Source organism: Variovorax multivorans, from assembly GCF_051216835.1.
In the GTDB taxonomy this organism is placed as follows: Bacteria; Pseudomonadota; Gammaproteobacteria; order Burkholderiales; family Burkholderiaceae_C; genus Variovorax.
The window spans coordinates 338,945-357,616 of the sequence record NZ_JBPJZL010000003.1 but is presented as its reverse complement, the minus strand read 5'-3'; the positions used below and the strand labels follow the sequence as shown (position 1 = coordinate 357,616).

Here is an 18,672-nt window from a genome sequence, read left to right as displayed (position 1 = left end):
GCATCATCCGCGAGAGCAGGGCGCCAGCGCAACCAGATGCTTATGACCCACTCATCCTAGAGACTGTGGGCGACGCTTCGGTGTCAGTCAGGCCGGCAGCAGCGTGCCGCCCGTGGGTGTGCGCGGCACCGCATCGAGCAGCGTGCGCGTGTACTCGTGCTGCGCGTGATGGAAGAGCTCGGCGGGCGGACCCTGCTCGACGATCTTGCCTTTCCACACCACGCAGACTTCGTCGCACAGGTGGTTGACCACCGCAAGGTCGTGGCTGATGAGCAGGTAGCTGATGCCGAACTGCTGCTGCAGGTCCTGCATGAGGTTGAGCACCTGGGCCTGCACGGATACGTCGAGCGCACTCACCGGCTCGTCGGCGACGATGAGCTTGGGGCGCGTGATGAGCGCGCGCGCGATGGCGATGCGTTGCCGTTGCCCGCCCGAGAACTCGTGCGGGTACTTGTCCATGTCGGTGGTGCGCAGGCCGACCGCTGCCAATGCTTCGGAAGCGCGTTCGCGCTGCACGGCGCGGCTGGTCTCGGCCAGCGCTTCGAGCGGTTCGGCGACGATGCGCGCCACGGTCTGGCGCGGATCGAGCGAGCCGTAGGGGTCCTGGAACACCATCTGGAAGTCGCGCCGCGCGGTGCGCAGTTCGGCCTTCGACAGCGTGTGCAGATTGCGGCCTTCGAGCGAGACGGTGCCCGAGGTGGGCGTGTCGAGCGCCATCACGAGGCGCGCGATGGTCGACTTGCCCGAACCCGATTCACCGACGATGCCCACGCTCTTGCCGGCCTGCACCTCGAAGCTCACGCCGTTGAGCGCCTTCACGGTGGGCGGCGGGCCGAAGAGCTTTTCGCGCGGCAGCGCGTAGTGGCGTACGAGATCGGTGACCTGCAGCAGCGGTGAAGTGGTGGTCGCGCTCACGGTGCGATGGCCCCTTCCGTGGCTATTTCTTCGAGCCGGATGCAACGCACCGCGTGGTCCTGCGGCAGCATCGTGGCTAGTGGCCGGGTGGTCTTGCAGGCATCGATGGTGTAGCTGCACCGGCCCGCGAACGGGCAGCCCTTCGGCAGGTCGACCAGCTCGGGCACGCTGCCCTTGATGGTGGCCAGCCGCAGGCCACGCGGTGCACCGATGGCGGGGCGTGCGGCGAACAGGCCCTGCGTGTAGGGATGGGCGCGGCGTGCGAACACCGCCTCGGTCGGGCCGCTCTCGACCACGCTGCCGCCGTACATCACGAGCATCTTCGAGACCGTCTGCGCGATCACGCCGAGGTCATGCGAGATCAGGATCAGCGCCATGCCGCGCTCGGCCACGAGGCTCTGGATTAGTTCGAGGATCTGCTTCTGGATGGTGACGTCGAGCGCCGTCGTCGGCTCGTCGGCAATCAGCAGGTCGGGCCCGCAGGCCAGCGCCATCGCGATGCCGATGCGCTGGCGTTGGCCACCCGAGAACTGGTGCGGATAGGCGTCGAGGCGCGAGGCCGCGTCGGGAATGCCCACGCGGTCGAGCAGCGCAAGCACTTCCTTGCGCGCGTCGGCCTTCGAGAGGCCGCGGTGCAGCCGCAGCGGTTCGCCGACCTGGCGCGCGATGGTGTGCACCGGGTTCAGTGCCGTCATCGGCTCCTGGAAGATCATGCCGATGCGGTTGCCGCGGATCTGGCACATGGCTTTCTCGTCGCGGCCGATGAGCTCGGTGTCGTCGAAGCGGATGCTGCCCGTGACCTTCGCGGTCGAGGGCAGGAGGCCCATAAGCGACATCACGGTGATCGACTTGCCACAGCCCGATTCGCCGACGATACCCAGCGTTTCGCCGCGCTCGAGCGTGAAGCCGATGCCGCGCACGGCCTCGGCGGGGCCGCGCTGCGTCTGCAGTTCGATGTGCAGGTCTTTGACTTCGAGCAGGGGCATCTTGCTTACCTCGCCCGCGCCAGGCGCGGATCGAGCAGGTCGCGCAGCCCGTCGCCGAGCAGGTTCAGGCCGAGCACCGCGAGCGCGATGGCCATGCCGGGGAACACCGCGAGCAGGGGTGACTGGAACATCATCGTCTGCGCCTCGCTGAGCATGCGGCCCCACGAGGGTTGCGGCGGCTGCGTGCCCAGGCCCAGGTAGGAGAGGGCGGCCTCGGCCAGGATGGCGATGGCGAAGCGGATTGTGATCTGCACGATCAGCACGGCCGAGATGTTCGGCAGCACGTGCTGCATCGTGATCGCGAACGGGCCCTTGCCGCAGGCGCGCGCGGCGGCCACGTACTCACGCGACCAGATCGCGTTGGCCGAGGCGCGCGTGATGCGCGCGAAGGTCGGGATGTTGTAGATGCCGATCGCGATGATCGCGTTGACGATGCCCGCGCCGAATACGGCGGTCATCATGATGGCCGAGAGGATCGCAGGGAAAGCGAGCGAGAAGTCGGTGAGCCGCATGATGGCTTCCTCGACCCAGCCGCGTTTTGCCGCCGCCAGCAGGCCCAGTGCGGTGCCGACCAGGAGGCCGATGCCGACCGCGATCACGCCCACGAGGATCGACGCGCGCGCGCCGACCAGCAGCAGAGAAGCCACGTCGCGCCCGTAGGTGTCGGTGCCCAGCCAGTGCGCGCCTGTCGGCGGCTTCAGCTTGTTGGCCATGTCCATGTCGTAGGGCGACCAGGGCGTCCAGACCAGCGAAACGCCGGCGGCGAGCAGCAGGAGCAGCGTCAGCGCGCCGCCCAGCACGAAGCTGCGGTGATGCAATGCGCGGCGCCAGAAGCCTGGCACCTTGAGCGCAGCAGCGCTCGGAGCTGTGATCGCGTTCATATGTCGCTGGCCTTGATGCGCGGATCGATCACGGCATACAGCACGTCGACCACGAAGTTCACGATGACCACCATGGCCGCCAGCAGCATCACGCAGTTGCGCACCACGATCAGGTCGCGGTTGCTGATGGCCTGGAAGATCAGCCGGCCCAGGCCCGGCAGGTAGAACACGTTCTCCACCACGATGGTGCCGGCCAGCAGCTCGGAGAACTGCATGCCCATGACCGTGATGACGGGGATCATGGCGTTGCGCAGCACGTGGGTCCACAGCACCATGCGCTGCGACACGCCCTTGGCGCGGGCGGTGCGCACGAAGTCTTCGCGCATCACTTCGAGTACGGCCGAGCGGGTGATGCGCGCGAGGATCGCGGCTTGGACAACGGCGAGCGACAGCGCGGGCAGCAGCAGCGACTTGATGCCCGAGAAGATGCCTTCGCTCCAGCCCTCGAAGCCACCTGCTGAGAACCACTGCAGCTGCACCGAGAACACGAGGATCAGCAGGATGGCGAACCAAAAATTCGGAATCGCGATGCCGACCTGGGCCATGCCCATCAGGCCGACGTCGCCGAGCTTGTTGTGGCGGGCCGCGGCCGTGACGCCGACGAGCAGCGCAATCACGACGGTGAGGGCCATCGCCAGCATGGCCAGCGGCACGGTGAGCGCGAGGCGCTCCAGGATCAGGTCGAGCACCGGTGAGCTGTAGGCGTAGCTGTCGCCGAGGTTGCCGGTGAGCAGGCCGCCGATCCAGTGCCAGTAGCGGGTCCATGCGGGCTGGTCTAGGCCGAGCTTGGTGGCAAGCGCCGCGACGGCTTCGGGCGATGCGTCCGGCCCCATCAACATCTGCGCGGCGTTGCCTGGCAGGATCTCGAGGACGAGGAAAACGATGATCGAGGCGCCGATCAACGTGCCGATCAGCGTGGCGAGGCGCTTGAATAGAAACAGACTCATGGGGCGGGGCGCAGCATAACTGACTCCTGCAACAAGTGTGCCCTGAATGTGGCCTTTGTCATTCACGGGCGGCTCGCCTGGCCGACCCCGCGATAATCGGGGGATGGCCCTCATGATCACCGACGAATGCATCAACTGCGATGTCTGCGAGCCCGAGTGCCCGAACGATGCAATTTACATGGGCGCGGAGTTCTACGAGATCGATCCGCACAAGTGCACCGAGTGCGTCGGCCATTTCGATGAGCCGCAGTGCGTGCAGATCTGCCCGGTGGCCTGCATTCCCCTGAACCCCGAGCACGTGGAAAGCCGCGAGACGCTGATGCAGAAGTACCAGCGTCTCACGGCGATCAAGGTGACGGCTGCTTCGACCGGCGCTTAGTCAGCCGACTTCCGCTTCTTTTTCTTGCGCTCAGGTGCGTCGCCGGCTGCCTTCGCGCTCTGGCCGCCGCTGAAACTCATGCTGGACTTGCGCGGCTCGCTGGCCGCCTTTCGTGCGCGCTCCCGCTCCCTTTGCTCGGACATGGCAAGCCGTCTTTCCGCCAGGGCGGCGCTTCTTGCTTCGCGGGCGGCCCGCTGATCGCGGTCATTGGCCGCTTTCTCCTGCGACAGCCGGGTGCGTTCCAGGCGGTCGGCATGGGTCTGCGCGCTGCGGGTGCCGGCGTCGGCGGCCCGGCGGTCTTCGTCACTGCGGTGGTCGTTCACCTTCACCGTCTTGCCACCTTCACAGGGCTGGTCGGAATAGGTGCTTCCGCAACGCCAGGTTTGAGCAGCGTTCTGGGCTGAGGCGCCCATGGATGTAGCGCAGGTTGCTATTGAAAATATAGCAATCACCGTCGCTCCGATTCTTTTTCTTCTCTTCTTCTCGCTCATTTTTTATTTCTCTCCCTCCTGCACTGCGATGGCCGGCTAGGTGGCGGCAGGCGCGCCTCCGTCGCCGGGCTCCCGCCGCGGCGGTTTGGGCCGGGGCGGTTTGCTCGTGTGAATGACCAGGGTCGCCTTCTCCATCTCGCCCGCTACCAGCGCGGGGATCGCGTGCAGGGTGCGAGTGATGGCGTCCTCGATCGCTTCGCGTTGTTCCTTGAGCGGCTTCTTGAGCACCCAGTTGACGACCTCCGACTTCACGCCGGGGTGTCCGATGCCCAGGCGCAGGCGCCAGTAGTCGCCGGTGCCCAACTGCGCGTGGATGTCGCGCAGTCCGTTGTGGCCGGCATGGCTGCCGCCGAACTTGAGCTTGACCTGGCCCGGGACCACGTCGAGCTCGTCGTGCGCCACGAGGATTTCCTCGGGTGCGATCTTGAAGAAGCGGGCGAGGGCGGCCACCGACTTGCCCGACAGGTTCATGAAGGTCTGCGGCTCCAGCAGCCAGATGCTCTGGCCGCCGATGTTGGCGCGCGCGGCCAGGCCGTGGTAGCTGCGCTCGGGCACCAGATTGAGTTTCCAGTCGCGCGCGAGGGCGTCGATCCACCAGAAGCCCGCGTTGTGCCGCGTGGCTTCGTACTCAGGGCCCGGGTTTCCGAGGCCGACGAACAGCTTGATCATGGGCGGGATTATCCGTGTCGAGGCGGGCGCCCGTCGTGGACGTTTTGAATCATTCTGATACGATTTTCGGTGCCCGCCGCAACGCAATGTTCGACGGGGAAAACAGCAATTACAGCAACAGCACACCCCGTCTGAGGAGGAGAGAAATCATGACAGTTCAGTTCATGGCGCAGCCGCGTCATCGTTGGACGCGCCTGCTTGGTGCGCTAGCAACCGGCCTGATGGCCCTGGCAATGGTCGGCTGTGCCAGCCACTACGTAGATGGCAGCACGAAGGAAGTGGACGCAGCAACCTTCAGGAAGCCTGCGGCGCCTGCGCCAGTGCAGGTTCTTTTCGAGTTCGAGACAAAGGGTGTTTCCAACACACGCGCAACGGACGCGCTGAAGAAGCAGGTGGTCGAGCAGGTGCGTGGCAGCGGGTTGTTCTCGGCCGCGGATGAAAAGCCCGTGCCGAACGGCGCGTTGCTAGGGGTCAAGCTCAACAACGAGCCGATGCAGGACGACGCGTTCAGCAAGGGCTTCGCGACGGGCCTGACCTTCGGACTCGCGGGCTCGCAAGTCTCCGATGGCTACATCTGCACGGTGCAGTACATGGCGCCTGGCAAGGAGCCGGTGGTCAAGGTTGTGCGTCATGCGATTCACACGACGATTGGGGCCGCGGCGACACCAGGCAATTCCCGGAAGGCGAAAGACATCACCGATGCGGTGAACACCATGGTTCGGCAGATCGTCGGCAATGCGCTGAACGATCTATCGCGTGATCCCGCATTCAACTGAGCATGATGAAAGACAGCACCATGTCCTCGAGCCTCATTCGAAAATTTGCGCTCGCCGTTGCTGGCGCCACCCTTGTGCTGCTCACCGGTTGTGCGCAGGTCAAGCTGGCGGAGCCGTCAGCCAGCATCGACAACATCCAACTGGCAAAGTCTTCAGGTCTCGCGCCTGTGGCCGTAGGAGCCTTTGTGCCTGCGGCAGGCTTGCCGAAGAGCGTTGACCAAAGCGTGAGCATCCGCAGCAACACTTTCTTCTCGCCCTATGACAGTTCGTTTTCCAAGTACCTCCAGCAAACGCTGAGCGTCGAGTTGAAAGGGGCCGGCTTGCTCGAGTCGACGAGCAAGACGGTCATTGGCGGGCAGCTGACAAAGAGCACGGTCGAAGCGGGCGCATCGCAGGGCGCGGCCAGCCTGGGCGCGCGCTTCAATGTCAGTCGCGATGGCAATACCGTGTACGAGAAGGAACTGGTCGAGAACGACAACTGGCCGTCTTCTTTCGTCGGGGCTGTCGCGATTCCTGATGCAGTCAATCACTACACGGCGCTCTATCGCCGACTGGTGGCTCGTCTGTTCAAGGACGAGGCCTTCAGGGCCGCCGTCAAGCCCTGAACATCAGTCCAAAAACAAAAACGCCCACTCGACGAGTGGGCGTTTTTAAGGTTGCAACGAGCGTAGTGCTCGTTCTTCGCAAGAGGGTTACTTCTTGGCAGGCGTCTTGGCAGCGGGGGTCTTGGCTGCAGGAGCAGCCTTGCCACCCTTGCCGGCCGGCGCTGCTGCGGCGGCTGCATCGGCAGCGCCTTCAGCGGGTGCGTCGACTTCTTCAGCCGCCGGCGACACGGCCGAAGCCAGCACCGGGTTGACCTTGCCGTGGCTGACCCACTTCACGCCCTTGGGCAGCTTGATGTCCTTCAGCGTGACGGTGCCGTTCTTCTTCAGGCCCGACAGGTCGACTTCGATGAACTCCGGCAGGTCGGTCGGCAGGCAGTTCAGTTCGAGTTCGGTCGTCACGTGATTGACCAGGTTCAGGTCGATCTTGACGGCTTCGGATTCTTCTTCACCCTTGAAGTGCAGCGGCACCTTCAGGGTCATGCGGGTCTTGGCATCGACGCGCTGGAAGTCGATGTGTTGCACCAACTGGCGGAACGGGTGGTATTGCACGTCGCGCAGCAGAACCTTGCTGACGTTGCCGCCCAGTTCCATTTCGAGCACGCTCGAATGGAAGGCTTCCTTCTTCAGGGCGTGCCACAGCGCGTTGTGATCGATCTCGATCAGTTGCGGCTGGGTGTCGCCACCGTAGACGATGCCGGGGGTCTTGCCCGAGATGCGGAGACGGCGGCTCGCACCCGTGCCCTGCTTTGCGCGCTCAAAAGCGACGAATTTCATAACTAGCTCCTGTGAGAGTCCACCGCGACCAGTGCGACTCCGGTTCAAAAAGGCTTCAGTAAGAAGCCCGCTCTTTGTCTCGGATCAGAACAGGTTGTCCTGGTCCGAGAACAAACTCATCACCGACTCGCCCTTGGCAATGCGCTGGATCGTTTCGGCGATCAGCGGTGCCACGGAGAGTTGGCGGATCTTTCCGCAGGCATTGGCGCCGTCGGAAAGGGGAATGGTGTTGGTCACGACCACTTCGTCGAGTGCCGAGCCCTGCGTGATGCGCTCGATGGCCGGGCCCGAGAAGATCGGGTGCGTGCAGTAGGCGTAGACGCTCTTGGCGCCGCGCTCTTTCAGCACTTCGGCTGCTTTGACCAGCGTGCCGGCCGTGTCGATCATGTCGTCCATGATCACGCAGTTGCGGCCGTCGATCTCGCCGATGACGTTCATGACTTCGCTGACGTTGGCCTTCGGACGGCGCTTGTCGATGATGGCGAGGTCGCAGTTCAATTGCTTGGCCAGCGCACGGGCGCGAACCACGCCGCCGACGTCGGGCGAGACCACGATCAGGTCTTCGTAGTTCTTCGCGCGCAGGTCGCCGAGCAGCACCGGCGAGGCGTAGATGTTGTCGACGGGGATGTCGAAGAAGCCCTGGATCTGGTCGGCGTGCAGGTCCATCGTGAGCACGCGCTCGACACCGACGGTTTCCAGCAGGTTGGCCACGACCTTGGCCGAGATCGGCACGCGGCTCGAACGCGGGCGGCGGTCCTGGCGGGCATAGCCGAAATAGGGAATCACGGCGCTGATGCGTTCGGCCGAAGCGCGCTTGAGCGCGTCGACCATGATCAGCAGTTCCATCAGGTTTTCGTTGGTCGGTGCGCAGGTCGACTGCACCACGAACACATCGCGCGCCCGGACGTTTTGGTTGATCTCGACGGTGACTTCACCGTCGGAGAAGCGACCGACGCGTGCGGCGCCCAGCGAGGTGCCGAGGTTGTGCGCGATTTCTGCAGCAAGGCCCGGATTGGCGTTGCCGGTGAAAACCATGAAATCAGGGTGATTAGCCTGCATGAGCGCGTCCCGGCAGTGCGAATTGGCTTAGGAAGCCGCCAAAAGGTTTGTGATGCGTGGCGGCCGGTGAGCCGCCGATTATTGCAGCGGGTGGGCTGCAAAAGAAGACTGCGGCCGTTGGGCCGCAGTCGTTGAAGATTTGGCAGGGGAGAAAGGATTCGAACCTTTGCATGCTGGAATCAAAATCCAGTGCCTTAACCAGCTTGGCGACTCCCCTACACGGGTCGATGGTTTTCACCATCAACCGATATATGTCGCATCGAACCGAATGAACGGTCCGATCATCTTCAGGTTGCCCATCCCAAGAGCGGATGGACTTCCAGGTTGCTGCATTGACGAACCTGCCAGCCTTCGGGGGCTTCGAGCAGTTCCGCTTCCTGCGGCGCTTGCGGCATCTTCGCGAACACCGAACTTCCGGAGCCGGTCATCCGGGCCTTCAATCCCTGGGCGCCGAGCCATTCGATGGCGTCGGTGACGGCGGGGCAAAGTCGCTGGGCAACCGGCTGCAGGTCGTTGTGGCCGAAGTCGAAAACCGGGTTTCCCAGGTTCGTCGCTTCCAGCGATTCGCTATCTGCAGCAAAGCCCGAGATTATAGCAACAGGTGTGGCGCGTTGAAGATCGGAAGCCGAAAAAATTAATCGGGTATCGAGTCCCTCGGGTGGTTTGGCCACCGCGAAACGCGCCGACGGCAGTGTAACCGGTGTGATTTCCTCGCCGATGCCCTCGACCCACGCGTTGCGGCCGCCGAGGAAGAAGGGCACGTCGGCACCCAGCTTCAGGCCGATGTGGGCCAGCCGCGACAGGGGCAGGTTGAGCCCCCACAGGCGGTTCAGCGCGAGCAGGCAAGTGGCGGCATCCGAAGAGCCGCCGCCCATGCCCGCCTGTGCCGGCACATGCTTGGCCACGCCGATGTGAGCGCCCTGGCCAGGCGCAGCGAATGGCTGCAGGGCGCGTGCCGCGCGCAGGATCAGGTCGTCCGCGGGCAGTTCGGTCGTCAGGTCTTCGCGGCTTAGCTGCCCGTCGCGCCGGAGTTCGACGTGCAGCGTGTCGCACCAGTCGATCAGCATGAAGACCGACTGCAGCAGGTGATAGCCGTCGTCGCGCCGGCCGGTGATGTGAAGGAAGAGATTGAGCTTGGCCGGCGCGGGAAGGTCGTAGATCGCCTTCATGACCGCTCGAACACGATGCGCAGGTCGGCCCGGGGGCTCGGCGATTCGCGCACGGCCTGCAGCCGTCCGTTGCCGAGTTGCGCAAGATCGGGCTTCCAGCCGGGGACGGGGTCGTTGCGGCCTGCGAGCCAGCCGAACAGCGCGCCGACCGGAATGGCAGCGCCGGTGGCGGCCTCGATCAGTTCGTCGACGGAGTCGAAGCGACGTGTCTTGCTGCCGTCCTTCAGCAGGGCCTCGCCCGGCGCCCAGTGCAGTTGCGCCAGCGTGCTGCCGATGGGCGTCGTGAGCGTCAAGTCGCCCGCGTCGGCGGAGCCACGCAACTCGAACAGCGCAGCGAAGGTCTGCACCGGTTCGCTCTCGATGCGCAGCGACATCCGGCCGCTCCAGCTGTCCGAGGATTTCGGTGCGGAAGAGCCGCCCGACAGCTGCGCGCAGCCTGCCATCAGGAGAAAGGCCGCTCCACCCGCTGCCAGAAGGGTGCGGCGGCCGTGACCGGCCTGTGCTGGCGCGAATGCCCCTGCTGCCTGCGCCATGCTATGGCTTCACCCGCAGGCGTTTCAGCGTTTCCTGCAGCGTCTCGTTTTCGGCATCGCTCAGCAGGGCTTCTTTCCAGATCGTGACCGCGCGGTCTTTCTGGCCGGTGCTCCACAGGACTTCGCCGAAATGCGCGCCGATCTCGGGATCGGGCCGCGTCTTGTAGGCCGCTTCGAGGATGCGGATCGCCTCGGCCGTGTTGCCGAGCCGGAACTCGACCCAGCCCAGGCTGTCGGCGATGAACGGGTCTTCCGGCGCCAACTGCACCGCCTTCTGGATCAGCGTGCGTGCCTCGTCGAGCCGGATCTTGCGATCGGCGAACGAATAACCCAACGCGTTGTATGCGTTCTGGCTCTCGGGCTTGAGCTGGATGAGCCGGCGCAGCAGGCGTTCCATGTCGTCGAGGCGGTTGAGCTTCTCGGCGACCATGGCCTGGTCATAGACGAGGTCACCGTCGTCCGGTGCTGCCGCCGAGGCCTGGGCGAGCATGTCGTAGGCCGCTTGGTATTGCTTCGCGTCGCGCAGCAGTTGCACTTCGGCGAGGAATTTCTGCTTCTTGTCGTCGGGCGTGCGCTCGGGCAGGCCGCGGATGATTTCGCGCGCCTGGGGCAGCTTGCCCTGGCGGGCCAGCAGGGCGGCGCGGCGGGTCTGGGCGGCCACCAGTTCGTCGGGGCCGTCGACGCGCGCGAGCCAGCGCTCGGCCGCCGTGAAGTCCTTGCGCCGTTCCGCCAGTTGCGACAGCGCAAAGTACGCCTGCGACACACCGCGCTTGCGGTCGGCGGCGTCATTGGCATCGCCGTCGGCGTCCTTGTTGGCGCTGCGGCTGCCCGACAGTTCGATGAAGCGCTTGATCGAAGTCTCGGCTGCGGCGTCCTGTTTGGCCTGCATCTGGAGGCTGCCGAGCAGCAGCCATGGCTCAGCCAGCTCGGGCCGCGACGTGGTCACTGCCTGGAGTTGCGTGGTGGCATCGTTGAAACGCCGGTCCTCGACGAGCGCGCGGGCGTAGGCAATGCGCAGGTCGGGCGTGGCCTTCGGGTTGTTGTTCAGGTAGCGCGTGACGATCGGCTCGGCGAGCGGCTGGCCGGGGTCGATCATTTCGAGCGCCAGTGCAGCGGGTGCATCGGAGCTTGGGTCGATCTCCTGGCCCTTGCGCGCGGCTTCCAGTGCGCCGGAAGCATCGCCTGCATTGAGGCGCAGCCGGCCGACGGTGGCCCAGGCCAGTCCGCCGGTGGTCGGGTTCTTCAGCTCGTCGACCAGGGCCTGTTCGACCACCGAGGCGGCCAGCTTCTTGTCGGCGGCGCGCGAGTAGTTGCGCGCGATCACGGCCATCAGCAGCGGGCGTTCGATTTGCGACGTGGCCGCCACTTCGGCGCGCAGCGGCTCGACGGTTTCGCTGATGCGGTTCAGCGCGATCAGGATCTGCAGTTCGATGCGGCGTGCATCGCGCGAAGTCGGCAGTGCTTCCTGCCAGGCGCGTGCTGCGGCGAGGGCCGCATCGCCGGAGCGCGATTGCAGGGCGATCTCGACCGCGCGCTGGAACAGCTTGCCGTCGCGCAGCCGGCGGGCGGCATCGAGCACCAGCGCGTAGCCGGAGCCGGGGTCGCCGGAGCGGGCGGTCATTTCGCCCATAAGGATTTCGTAGAACAGGTCGGCCGTCAGCGCGGAGGGCTGCGGTGCGGGTTCGCTGGCGGCCTTGGCCGTGATGGGCTTGGGCCTTGTCGAGGGCTTCGGCTGTGCCGATTGTTCGATGGTCAGCGCGGGGCCGTTGGGGGTTGCAGGAGCGGGAGATTGTGCGTGGGCGGCACAAGCCAGCAAGGCGAGAGACGCGGCCGCCGCAAGGCGGTGTCGGCGGGGCGAAAGATTCATCTGACCATAATAATCCAGGCTTTTGAACGAACCTTGCGTGGGGCTTAGTCAACGCCGCATTTGCCGGAGATTTACTTTTCATGCCTGAGCTTCCCGAAGTCGAAGTCACCCGTCGCGGCTTTGCCGACCGCATTGCGGGCGCGCGCATCGACGCAGTGCGCATCGGCAAGCCTCTGCGCTGGGCCCTGATGGTGCTGCCCGAGGCGCTGGTCGGGCGGCAGGTGCACGAGGTGCGGCGGCGCGGCAAGTACCTGCTGATCGATCTCGATCGCGGCATCCTGCTGCTGCACCTGGGCATGTCGGGCAGCCTGCGTTTCGACGCAGCATTGCCGCCGCCTGGGCCGCACGATCATTTCGACCTGGTCACCGATCGGGGCACGCTGCGGCTCAACGACCCGCGCCGCTTCGGCGCCGTGGTCTACGTGGAGGACGAGGCCGCCCCGTGGGCCATCAAGCTGCTTGGCGGCCTTGGCATGGAGCCGCTGGGCGATGCCTTCGATCTCGACGCCTTCCACGCCGGCCTGAAGAAGCGAAAGAGCGCCGTCAAGCAGGTGCTGCTGGCGGGCGACGTGGTGGTGGGCGTGGGCAACATCTACGCTTCGGAGGCGTTGTTCCAGGCGGGCATCCGGCCGACGCTGTCGGCGGCGCGCATCAGCCGTCCGAGGGCGGCCAAGCTTCATGCGGCTGTGCGCGAAATCCTGGCCCGGGCGGTGGAGAAGGGCGGCAGCACGCTACGAGATTTCTCCAATGTGGACGGACAAAATGGCTATTTCCAGCTTGAAGCGACCGTTTATGGCCGTGCCGGCGAGCCCTGTCGGGTTTGTGCAACGCCGATCCGGCAGCTGCGCCAAGGGCAGCGCTCCACCTACTATTGCCCCAATTGCCAGAAGTAGGCGCCGGGTCCAGATGCCGGATTCAGACGTGGATCTCAGGAGAAACAATTTGGAGACGTTGGTTGTTCGCCTCCCGATGCTATATTTGTAAATTGTTTCTTACATATTTCCCTTGAGCCGCTCCTTCAACCAACAACTCGATCAGCACGGTGCGTGGCGGAGCAATTTCGCCCACCGGCTGCAGTGGCTGTCCCGCTGGCTGACCGAGAACGAGCTGCTCGACCAGGCAGTGGCGGAGCGCCTGCGCGGGCTCGAAACGCAGATCCGCACCAGCAAGGTCATGGTCGCCTTCGTGGCCGAGTTCTCGCGCGGCAAGTCGGAGCTGATCAACGCGATCTTCTTCGCCGGCTACGGGCGGCGCATCATGCCCGCGAGCGCCGGCCGCACGACGATGTGTCCGACCGAGCTGGGCTACGACGCCGCGCTCGCGCCCAAGCTGCGCCTGCTGCCAATCGAAACCCGCTTGGAGCCACACTCGCTGGCCCATTGGCGCGAAAAGCCAATGCGTTGGACCGAGATCGCCATCGACGTCGGCAACGCCGAGCATCTGGCGCAGGCCATGAGCAAGGTGGCCGAGGTGCGCTGGGTCGCCAAGGATGAAGCGCGCACGCTGGGCTTCTGGAACGAGGACACCCCCGACGACAACCCGGTGCAGGACGCTGAAGGCCGCGTCGAAATCCCGCGCTGGCGCCATGCGGTGCTGAACATGCCGCACCCGCTGCTGGAGCAGGGGCTGGTGATTCTCGACACCCCGGGCCTGAACGCGATCGGCGCCGAGCCCGAACTCACGGTGAGCCTGATTCCGCAGGCGCACGCCGTGGTCTTCATCCTGGGCGCCGAAACCGGCGTGACGCGCTCCGACCTTTCCATCTGGCGCGAGCACCTGATCACCGAGGACGAAGGCAACGACACGCGCTTCGTGGTGCTCAACAAGATCGACACGATGTGGGACACGCTGAGCACGCCCTCGCACATCGAGCAGCAGATCGAACGCCAGCGCGAAGGCGCGGCCCGTTTGCTCGAAGTGCCGCTGGCGCAGGTGCTGCCGGTGTCCGCGCAAAAAGGGCTGCAGGCCAAGATCCAGCACGACGGCCAGCTGTTGCAGGCCAGCCGCCTGCCGGCGCTCGAATCGTTGCTGGCCGAAGGCGTGCTTGGCAAGCGCGAAACCATGCTGCGGCTCGCGGTCGACGCGGGCATGACCGCGCTGCGCGCCGAGGCCGAACGCATCCTGAAAGTGCGCCAGCGCGACCTGGCCGAGCAGGCGCTCGAACTGCAGGGGCTGCGCGGCAAGAACGTCTCGGTGATTCGCCACATGCGTGCGCGCATCGACCAGGAACATGCCGAGTTCGAAGGCAGCAACACGCGCATCCTGGCGCTGCGCTCGGTGCAGGGCAAGCTGCTGCGCGAGGTGTATGCCGTGCTCGGCCGCACCGCGCTGAAAGCCGACATGGTGCGGCTGTCGGCCGCGCTCAAGCGGCCCGGCGTCAAGTTCAACGTCCGCAAGGTGTACGGCGAGACTTTCGATTCGCTGCGCAACAACCTGCGCGAGGTGCAGGCGACCACGGCGGAGATCCAGTCGATGCTGCACGCCACCTTCCGCCAGTTGAATGCCGAGCAGGGCTTCACCCTGCAGGCGCCGGCCGAGCCCGATCTGACGGGCTTCGAGCAGGAGCTTGGGCAGATCGAGCGCAGCCACATCCACTACCTGGGCGTGGGCAACCTGCTGAAGCTCGCGCAGGCCGATTTCTGCGACAAGCTGGTTCGCGCGCTGGCCAGCCGGCTGCGGCTCGTCAATGAGGCGGCCATGACCGAGGTCGAGCGCTGGAGCAAGGGCGCGAGCGCGCAGATCGATGCGCAACTCAAGGAGCGCCGCCGTAACTTCAGCAAGCGCATCGAGGCCATTGAGCGCATCCAGAGCGCGGCGGGCAACCTCGACGAACGACTGATCGAACTTGCTGCGCAAGAGAGCAATCTCGCCGAGCTTCATGTGCAGCTGCGCGAGTTCACTTCGCTGATCGCGCAGCACGGAAAGCCGCAGGTCGCGGCCACTGTCGGCGAACTGCGTGCGGCCTGAAGCTTCCGCCTCCACGGCGGTTGCTGGCTTGCAATTGCCCCCGGATTTCGCTGCGCAGATCGTGAGCTGGCAACGCAGCCACGGGCGCAGCCAGCTGCCGTGGCAGAACACCCGCGACCCGTACCGCGTGTGGCTGTCGGAGGTGATGCTCCAGCAGACGCAGGTGACGACGGTGCTCAGCTACTTCGCGCGTTTTCTCGAACGCTTTCCCGACGTGAAGGCGCTGGCCGCCGGCACTGAGGACGAGGTGTTCGGGCTCTGGAGCGGGCTGGGCTACTACAGCCGCGCGCGCAACATGCATCGCTGCGCGCAGGAAGTCGTCGCGCGCTTCGGCGGCGAGTTTCCGCGCACTGCCGCCGAGCTCGTCACCTTGCCCGGCATTGGCCGCTCGACCTCGGCCGCCATTGCCGCCTTCTGCTTCGGCGAGCGCGTGGCGATCCTCGACGGCAACGTGAAGCGCGTGCTGACGCGCGTTCTCGGCTTTGCGGGCGACATGTCTTCGACGGCGCAGGAGCGTGCGCTGTGGGATCTGGCAACGCAATTGCTGCCGCCGGCAGAGCAGAAGGAAGCCATCGCGAGCTACACGCAAGGCGTGATGGACCTGGGCGCCACGGTGTGCCTGCCGCGCAAGCCGAGCTGCATGATCTGCCCGGTCAACAAGACCTGCGCGGCCCTGCGGGAAGGCGCGCCGGAGCGCTACCCCGTCAAGACCCGCAAGCTCAAGCGCAGTGCCCAGTCGCTCTGGCTGCTGCTGGCGCACGACGCGCAAGGCCGTGTGTGGCTGGAGAAGCGGCCGTCGAAGGGCATCTGGGCCGGGCTCTATTGCCTGCCCGTGTTCGACAGCCGCGAAGATCTTCTTGCCGCACTGCCGACGGCCGCGCGACGCGGCGTGCAGGACCTGCCGGCCTTCGTGCATGTGCTGACCCACAAGGACCTTCACCTGCATCCGGTGCAGCTTCAGGGCAGCCAGCCGCAAGGCGATGGCGCGCGCTGGGTCGAGGCCGAGGAGTGGGGCCGGCTGGGCCTGCCGGCGCCGATGCGCAAGCTGCTGGAGAGCAGCGCGGCTTGGTCAGCCGATCTTTAGTCGGCCAACCAGTCAGCTCGCGTCGAGCTCGCGGTGCCGCTTGAGCGCACCCCAGCGCGCACCGAACGAGCGCGCAAGCTGCTCGACCAGGAACACCGAACGGTGCTGCCCGCCAGTGCACCCGATGGCCACCGTCACATAGCTGCGATGGTCGCGCGCCAGTGCATCGAGCCAATGCGTGAGGAACTGTTCGATGTCGTTGTACATGCGGGCCACGTCGTCGTGCTCGCGCAGCCATTCGATCACCGGCTCGTCGCGGCCCGTGAGCGGGCGCAGCGCGGGCACGTAGTGCGGGTTTGGCAGCATGCGCACGTCGAACACGTAGTCCGCATCGAGCGGCACGCCGCGCTTGAAGGCGAACGATTCGAACACCAGCGTCAACGCACTCTGCGGCGCGGAGATCAGCGACTTGATGTAGCTCTGCAGCTGCGCCGGCCGGATCAGGCTGGTGTCGATCACGTCGGCGCCGTCGCGCAGGTCGGCCAGCAATTCGCGTTCGAGCTCGATGGCCTGCATCAGCACGCGGTGCTGCTCAGGCACGTCGGTGCGGCCTTCCTGGCGCGAGAGTGGGTGGCGGCGGCGGGTTTCTGAGTAGCGGCGCAGCAGGGCGTCGGTGGTCGCGTCGAGGAACAGCGAACGCAGCGAGATCCCGCCGTCGCGCCGCAGCGCTTCGAGCTGCTGCGGAACGATCGGCAGCGAGACGCCGCTGCGCACGTCCATGGCAATGGCCACGCGCGGCGTCTGCTGTTCGTGCTGCAACGCGATGAAGGACGTCAGCAGTTCGGGCGGCAGGTTGTCGACGCAGTAGTAGCCCGCGTCTTCCAGCGCATGCAGGGCCACCGACTTGCCTGAGCCCGACATGCCCGTGATGAGCACGAGGTCGAGGTTCATGGCGCGGTCACCGAGGTCTTGTGGCCGAGCATTTCGCGTGCGTGCGCGAGCGAAGTCTGCGAGACCTTCTCGCCGCCCAGCATGCGGGCGATTTCCTTGGCGCGGTTGTCGTCGTCGAGGCGCGACACGCCGCTCTCGGTGCGCGGGCCGTCCTTGCCGGCTGCTGCCGTCTGGCGCTTGGCCACCACGAGGTGATGGTCGGCGCAGGCGGCCACCTGGGGCAGATGCGTCACGGCGAGCACCTGGCGGTCGCGGCCGAGCTGCTTCATGAGGCGGCCGACGGTCTCTGCGACCGCGCCGCCGACGCCGGCATCGACCTCATCGAAGATCAGCGTCTGCGCCGCGCCGAGCTGGCTGGTGGTGACGGCGATGGCCAGCGCAATGCGCGACAGTTCTCCGCCCGAGGCCACCTTGCCGATGGCGCGCGGCGTGCTGCCGGTGTGGCCGGCCACGAGGAAGGCCACGTCTTCGAGGCCGGCGCGGCTGGGCTGCGCCAGCGGCTGCAGCTCGACGTCGAAGCGTCCGCCCTGCATGCCGAGACCCTGCATCGCATCGGTGACGGCTTCAGCGAGGCGCGGCGCAGCCTGCTTGCGGACCTTGCCGAGCGCCTTGGCTTCCTTCATGTAGGCCTGTTGTGCGTTTTGCTCGGCGCGCTCAAGGCCTTCGAGATCGCTTTGTGCATCCAGCGCCTGCAGCTCGGCCTGCCAGCCGGCCAGCAGCGCCGGCAGTTCGGCGGGCGGGCGCTTGTAGCGGCGCGCGAGCGACATCCAAAGGCCCATGCGCTCGTCCAGCTCGGCCAGGGTTTGCGGGTCGGTGTCGGCATCGCGCAGGTAGCCGTGCAGCGTGTGGGCAGCATCGGAGGCCTGGGCCACGCAGGAGGCGAGCACTTCGCCCAGCGCGCGGAACTCGGGCTCGATGTGCTCGCAGTTCTGCAGCAGCGTGAGCGCGCGCGCAAGCGCGGGGAGGGCGCCGTTGTCGTCGTCTTCCAGTGCCTGGCTGGCGCCCTGGGCCGCGTCGATCAGGGCCTGCGCGTTGGAGATGCGCGAGTGGTTGGTTGACAGCTCTTCCCACTCGTCGACGCCCGGTGCGAGCTTGGCGACTTCGGAGATCTGCCATTGCAGCCGCTCGCGTTCGCGCTGCAGCGAGTCTTGCGCCGAGCGCGCGTGTTCGAGCGCGGAAAGCGCCTGCCGCCAGCTTTGCCACGCGGCGTCGAGCGCATCGGTGCGCACGCCTGCATAGGCGTCGAGCAGGCCGCGCACGGCCTCGGGCCGCGTCAGGCTTTGCCAGGCGTGCTGGCCGTGGATGTCGAGCAGGCGGTCGCCAAGCTCGCGCAGCTGCGTGGCCGTGGCCGGGCTGCCATTGATCCAGCCGCGGCTGCGGCCCTGCAGATCGACGGTGCGGCGCAGCAGCAGCGCGTCGCCGGCTTCGAAGCCGCCTTCGTCGAGCCATGTGTCCAGGGCCGGGTCGGCGTCGAATTCGGCGCTCACGTCGAGCCGCTCGGCGCCTTCGCGCACCGCACCGGCGTCGGCGCGATTGCCCAGCGCCAGTTGCAGCGCGTCGATCAGGATGGATTTGCCCGCGCCGGTTTCGCCGGTCAATACCGTGAAGCCGCCGGACAGGTCGAGTTCGAGTGATCGCACGATCACGAAGTCGCGCAGTGCGATGCGTCGCAGCGCCAT

At 66.0% G+C, this 18,672-nt stretch carries 19 protein-coding genes and 1 tRNA gene; 6 read left to right on the top strand and 14 right to left on the bottom strand.

All coding sequences use genetic code 11. The features are described from left to right. Positions 1–87: 87 nt before the first annotated feature. Genes ACSFCA_RS08725 through ACSFCA_RS08710 form a run of 4 tightly spaced genes read right to left on the bottom strand, consistent with a single transcriptional unit; the run spans position 88 to position 3,729 of the window. Entirely contained in the window at positions 88–915 is an 828-nt protein-coding gene (locus ACSFCA_RS08725; RefSeq protein WP_435459237.1) for an ATP-binding cassette domain-containing protein, read from the bottom strand. Next, a complete protein-coding gene (locus tag ACSFCA_RS08720; RefSeq protein WP_435459238.1) occupies positions 912–1,901 on the bottom strand; it encodes an ABC transporter ATP-binding protein in 990 nt (329 codons plus the stop codon). The genes ACSFCA_RS08725 and ACSFCA_RS08720 overlap by 4 nt, the downstream gene beginning before the upstream one ends. A gap of 5 nt (positions 1,902–1,906) precedes the next feature. After that, positions 1,907–2,782 carry an ABC transporter permease gene (locus tag ACSFCA_RS08715; RefSeq protein ID WP_435459239.1) on the bottom strand — a complete coding sequence of 292 codons (876 nt, stop codon included), beginning with the start codon at positions 2,780–2,782 and terminating at the stop codon, positions 1,907–1,909. Then, on the bottom strand, positions 2,779–3,729 hold the full coding sequence (locus ACSFCA_RS08710; protein ID WP_435459240.1) for an ABC transporter permease: 951 nt from the start codon (positions 3,727–3,729) through the stop codon (positions 2,779–2,781). Before ACSFCA_RS08710 ends, ACSFCA_RS08715 begins: the two co-directional genes overlap by 4 nt. A 103-nt stretch (positions 3,730–3,832) precedes the next feature. On the opposite strand from ACSFCA_RS08710, the gene ACSFCA_RS08705 reads away from it, so the two are divergent. Beyond that, complete coding sequence (locus ACSFCA_RS08705; RefSeq protein ID WP_093059717.1) at positions 3,833–4,108, top strand: YfhL family 4Fe-4S dicluster ferredoxin; 276 nt, start codon at positions 3,833–3,835, stop codon at positions 4,106–4,108. Here the strand turns inward: ACSFCA_RS08705 and ACSFCA_RS08700 are convergent. After that, positions 4,105–4,599 carry a hypothetical protein gene (locus ACSFCA_RS08700; RefSeq protein WP_258353075.1) on the bottom strand — a complete coding sequence of 165 codons (495 nt, stop codon included), beginning with the start codon at positions 4,597–4,599 and terminating at the stop codon, positions 4,105–4,107. The two genes, ACSFCA_RS08705 and ACSFCA_RS08700, sit on opposite strands and share 4 nt — an antisense overlap. 36 nt (positions 4,600–4,635) lie before the next feature. Then, complete coding sequence (pth, locus tag ACSFCA_RS08695; RefSeq protein WP_258353076.1) at positions 4,636–5,268, bottom strand: aminoacyl-tRNA hydrolase; 633 nt, start codon at positions 5,266–5,268, stop codon at positions 4,636–4,638. A gap of 35 nt (positions 5,269–5,303) precedes the next feature. Here pth and ACSFCA_RS08690 point away from each other — a divergent pair, with 35 nt between their 5' ends. Then, entirely contained in the window at positions 5,304–6,044 is a 741-nt protein-coding gene (locus ACSFCA_RS08690; protein ID WP_435459241.1) for a YgdI/YgdR family lipoprotein, read from the top strand. Between the two features lie 5 nt (positions 6,045–6,049). Continuing rightward, positions 6,050–6,649, top strand: coding sequence for a hypothetical protein (locus tag ACSFCA_RS08685; protein WP_435459242.1), 600 nt, complete (start codon positions 6,050–6,052; stop codon positions 6,647–6,649). Between the two features lie 87 nt (positions 6,650–6,736). Here ACSFCA_RS08685 and ACSFCA_RS08680 read toward each other — a convergent pair whose 3' ends face one another. The 6 genes from ACSFCA_RS08680 to ACSFCA_RS08655 form a co-directional block, all read right to left on the bottom strand. Continuing rightward, positions 6,737–7,423: a 50S ribosomal protein L25/general stress protein Ctc gene (locus ACSFCA_RS08680; protein WP_093059712.1), complete on the bottom strand. Its 687-nt coding sequence runs from the start codon at positions 7,421–7,423 to the stop codon at positions 6,737–6,739. An 84-nt stretch (positions 7,424–7,507) separates the two neighbouring features. Beyond that, the gene (locus ACSFCA_RS08675; protein WP_081269883.1) at positions 7,508–8,482 is read right to left on the bottom strand and encodes a ribose-phosphate pyrophosphokinase; all 975 of its coding nucleotides are present in this window, start codon (positions 8,480–8,482) and stop codon (positions 7,508–7,510) included. Between the two features lie 140 nt (positions 8,483–8,622). After that, positions 8,623–8,699 (bottom strand) — tRNA-Gln (locus ACSFCA_RS08670). Positions 8,700–8,769: 70 nt separating this feature from the next. Further along, positions 8,770–9,651: a 4-(cytidine 5'-diphospho)-2-C-methyl-D-erythritol kinase gene (gene ispE, locus ACSFCA_RS08665; protein WP_258353079.1), complete on the bottom strand. Its 882-nt coding sequence runs from the start codon at positions 9,649–9,651 to the stop codon at positions 8,770–8,772. Beyond that, positions 9,648–10,184, bottom strand: a complete 537-nt coding sequence (locus ACSFCA_RS08660; protein WP_435459243.1) for a lipoprotein insertase outer membrane protein LolB — start codon at positions 10,182–10,184, stop codon at positions 9,648–9,650. Before ACSFCA_RS08660 ends, ispE begins: the two co-directional genes overlap by 4 nt. 1 nt (position 10,185) lies before the next feature. After that, on the bottom strand, positions 10,186–12,051 hold the full coding sequence (locus ACSFCA_RS08655) for a tetratricopeptide repeat protein (RefSeq protein WP_435459244.1): 1,866 nt from the start codon (positions 12,049–12,051) through the stop codon (positions 10,186–10,188). 80 nt (positions 12,052–12,131) lie between these two features. On the opposite strand from ACSFCA_RS08655, the gene mutM reads away from it, so the two are divergent. The 3 genes from mutM to mutY all read left to right on the top strand — a co-directional run bounded on the left by mutM (position 12,132) and on the right by mutY (position 16,102). Then, a complete protein-coding gene (gene mutM, locus ACSFCA_RS08650; protein WP_435459245.1) occupies positions 12,132–12,944 on the top strand; it encodes a bifunctional DNA-formamidopyrimidine glycosylase/DNA-(apurinic or apyrimidinic site) lyase in 813 nt (270 codons plus the stop codon). A gap of 112 nt (positions 12,945–13,056) precedes the next feature. Next, positions 13,057–15,018 carry a dynamin family protein gene (locus tag ACSFCA_RS08645; protein WP_258353083.1) on the top strand — a complete coding sequence of 654 codons (1,962 nt, stop codon included), beginning with the start codon at positions 13,057–13,059 and terminating at the stop codon, positions 15,016–15,018. Between the two features lie 34 nt (positions 15,019–15,052). Continuing rightward, a complete protein-coding gene (mutY, locus tag ACSFCA_RS08640) occupies positions 15,053–16,102 on the top strand; it encodes an A/G-specific adenine glycosylase (protein ID WP_435459427.1) in 1,050 nt (349 codons plus the stop codon). A gap of 12 nt (positions 16,103–16,114) precedes the next feature. On the opposite strand, the gene rapZ is transcribed toward mutY, so the two are convergent. Beyond that, positions 16,115–16,993, bottom strand: coding sequence for an RNase adapter RapZ (gene rapZ / locus ACSFCA_RS08635; RefSeq protein WP_435459246.1), 879 nt, complete (start codon positions 16,991–16,993; stop codon positions 16,115–16,117). Next, positions 16,990–18,672, bottom strand: coding sequence for a DNA repair protein RecN (recN, locus tag ACSFCA_RS08630; protein WP_435459247.1), 1,683 nt, complete (start codon positions 18,670–18,672; stop codon positions 16,990–16,992). The genes rapZ and recN overlap by 4 nt, the downstream gene beginning before the upstream one ends.

Excerpts from the sequence above, each read along its gene's own strand:
- ACSFCA_RS08655 (WP_435459244.1), bottom strand. The coding sequence starts at position 12,051 with ATGAATCTTTCGCCCCGCCGACACCGCCTTGCGGCGGCCGCGTCTCTC.
- ACSFCA_RS08715 (WP_435459239.1), bottom strand. The coding sequence starts at position 2,782 with ATGAACGCGATCACAGCTCCGAGCGCTGCTGCGCTCAAGGTGCCAGGC.
- rapZ (WP_435459246.1), bottom strand. The coding sequence starts at position 16,993 with ATGAACCTCGACCTCGTGCTCATCACGGGCATGTCGGGCTCAGGCAAG.
- recN (WP_435459247.1), bottom strand. The coding sequence starts at position 18,672 with ATGGCGCTGCGACGCATCGCACTGCGCGACTTCGTGATCGTGCGATCA.
- ACSFCA_RS08660 (WP_435459243.1), bottom strand. The coding sequence starts at position 10,184 with ATGGCGCAGGCAGCAGGGGCATTCGCGCCAGCACAGGCCGGTCACGGC.
- ACSFCA_RS08710 (WP_435459240.1), bottom strand. The coding sequence starts at position 3,729 with ATGAGTCTGTTTCTATTCAAGCGCCTCGCCACGCTGATCGGCACGTTG.
- ispE (WP_258353079.1), bottom strand. The coding sequence starts at position 9,651 with ATGAAGGCGATCTACGACCTTCCCGCGCCGGCCAAGCTCAATCTCTTC.
- ACSFCA_RS08685 (WP_435459242.1), top strand. The coding sequence starts at position 6,050 with ATGAAAGACAGCACCATGTCCTCGAGCCTCATTCGAAAATTTGCGCTC.
- ACSFCA_RS08700 (WP_258353075.1), bottom strand. The coding sequence starts at position 4,599 with ATGAGCGAGAAGAAGAGAAGAAAAAGAATCGGAGCGACGGTGATTGCT.
- mutM (WP_435459245.1), top strand. The coding sequence starts at position 12,132 with ATGCCTGAGCTTCCCGAAGTCGAAGTCACCCGTCGCGGCTTTGCCGAC.
- ACSFCA_RS08675 (WP_081269883.1), bottom strand. The coding sequence starts at position 8,482 with ATGCAGGCTAATCACCCTGATTTCATGGTTTTCACCGGCAACGCCAAT.
- ACSFCA_RS08680 (WP_093059712.1), bottom strand. The coding sequence starts at position 7,423 with ATGAAATTCGTCGCTTTTGAGCGCGCAAAGCAGGGCACGGGTGCGAGC.
- pth (WP_258353076.1), bottom strand. The coding sequence starts at position 5,268 with ATGATCAAGCTGTTCGTCGGCCTCGGAAACCCGGGCCCTGAGTACGAA.
- ACSFCA_RS08705 (WP_093059717.1), top strand. The coding sequence starts at position 3,833 with ATGGCCCTCATGATCACCGACGAATGCATCAACTGCGATGTCTGCGAG.
- ACSFCA_RS08720 (WP_435459238.1), bottom strand. The coding sequence starts at position 1,901 with ATGCCCCTGCTCGAAGTCAAAGACCTGCACATCGAACTGCAGACGCAG.